Origin of the sequence: Paenibacillus nasutitermitis (assembly GCF_014641075.1) — a bacterium.
Lineage (GTDB): Bacteria > Bacillota > Bacilli > Paenibacillales > Paenibacillaceae > Paenibacillus_Z > Paenibacillus_Z nasutitermitis.
This window is the reverse complement of record NZ_BMHP01000028.1, coordinates 1-1,431: the sequence shown is the minus strand read 5'-3', so window position 1 is coordinate 1,431 and position 1,431 is coordinate 1. Positions and strand designations below refer to the sequence as shown.

The following is a 1,431-nucleotide window of genomic DNA, read 5'->3' as shown; positions in this document are numbered from 1 at the left end:
GATGATAGGTTTATTCTACAAGCCCTTATTTTTTCTGTCCAACTAAGTGTAGACGATCCAAATGGCACTCGTGTTTTCTTTAGCTAATTTCAATACTAAAGTATTAACCCTTGTATTTTCTTTTAGATATATTTTGAGTAATTGAATAGCTTGCGAAGCAATACCTTTATTTCGATAGTTTTTGTTCCCGATAAGAATGTCCATTCCAAATATAATTAATGTCTCTGGCAACCCATATAATCGCTTATCCTCTAATTCCAGCTCATAATATTGCAAGTACCCCACGGGAATATCATTAAACTGAATGATTATTGGTACCTTCTTATCTTTACCTTGAACTCTTGATGTATATTTTCGTACTACTTTCTCAAGGGTATAGTTGTCGTAGGGATTACTGTAAAACCTTCTTACATCCTCGTCTTGTCGCCATTCCAACATACACTCATAATCTAACTCAGTCATTCTTCTTAGTGCTATTTGAAGGTTTTGTATCAAAATTACACCTCAATTTTATAAATATCCTGTACAGTATTTATTCGTGAAGTGATTAAACTATCCTGCCAGTTAGCTTAATAAATCGTGTAATTTGGGCATACGGCAGTGTATAGAAGTTCTTGTCCTAATACGGCTTTGTATAGAAGTTCTTGTCTTGAGTAAACGACAAGAACTTCTATACAAAAAATAAAAAAGCCGCAGTTTATGCGACTTCCGTTGTATTGATGTTCTTGTCGTCCGACATGTAAAGGCAAATGTTCACTTAAGCTGCTTGTAGTAATCCTGCGAATCGAGGGATATCCTGGATCATTTTCTCTTCGCTGAACTCATGTCCCTTCTTCAGTATCCCGAACAGGATCCGTATGAGTTTGTTACACAATGCGATGAGAGATTGCATCTTTTTCAACGGATTTATTGGCCGTTTTGTGTAATAATCGTGCAAAGCCCGGAAGGCTGCATTCTTAGCGACCAATGGCATCATCACTCTAAAGAGCAAGGCACGAAGACGCTTCCGGCCTCTCTTTGTTATCCTGGTCTGTCCTGTATGTGTACCAGATGAATTTGTTTTCAAATTTAGACCAGCGAGCTTTGAAATCTGTTTGGGGTGACGGTACTGGCTAATGTCACCTACCTCAGCAAGGAATCCTGCTATGGTATCTCTTCCAATCCCTTTCATGGCCAGCAATTGCGGCACATGTGGAATCTGTATGAGCAATTCATCCAATCTGGCTCCCAGCTCTCCGAGCTTGTTATGAAGCCATTCATACTGGGTCAGCAGTAACTTTAACTCCATTTTAGCTAACTCGGAACCTTGTCGGATGCCGACAGAACGGCTGGCCGCTGCCTTCAGACGCTGTATCCGCCCTAAACCAAGTTCTCGTTTTGCAGCTTCTCTTAGGTGCTGCAGCAAGGTATCATCCGGCACATGGACTAGCT

At 40.4% G+C, this 1,431-nt stretch carries 2 protein-coding genes; both read right to left on the bottom strand.

Annotated elements, in window-relative coordinates:
- Positions 1–42 precede the first annotated feature (42 nt).
- Positions 43–495 carry a GNAT family N-acetyltransferase gene (locus IEY46_RS36150; protein ID WP_229750784.1) on the bottom strand — a complete coding sequence of 151 codons (453 nt, stop codon included), beginning with the start codon at positions 493–495 and terminating at the stop codon, positions 43–45.
- 262 nt (positions 496–757) lie between these two features.
- A partial coding sequence (locus IEY46_RS36145) for a transposase (protein ID WP_189001260.1) occupies positions 758–1,431 on the bottom strand: 674 nt, incomplete at its 5' end.